The organism is Lewinella sp. (assembly GCF_050633125.1).
Taxonomy (GTDB): Bacteria; Bacteroidota; Bacteroidia; order Chitinophagales; family Saprospiraceae; genus Lewinella.
On the sequence record NZ_JBOEFX010000223.1, the window covers coordinates 449 to 693 of the forward strand.

A 245-nucleotide genomic window follows, 5' to 3' on the forward strand; every position below is an offset into this window, starting at 1 on the left:
CCAGACTCGTCGGTTACCCGTAGTTCAATCGTGATTTCATTGGCGATATCACAGCAGTAGAAGTCGATGTACTCACCCCATGGGCTCCAGCGGTTAGCGCTAGGATCACAGGTCTCGTTGCGCCAGTAGTTACGGCGTACTTCCAACGTTACTTCACCACAGTTGTCCGAAGAACCTTCGTCAACAGCGGTAGCAAAAATACGTGCAATACCTTCGATGCCGTTAAGGACATCTCCACCACCGAT

The 245-nt window shown here is 51.0% G+C and carries 1 protein-coding gene; it reads right to left on the bottom strand.

Translation table 11 applies throughout. The features are described from left to right. Positions 1 to 245 (bottom strand): hypothetical protein (locus ACRBG0_RS28410; RefSeq protein ID WP_431490203.1); only part of this gene is annotated, 245 nt, incomplete at both ends.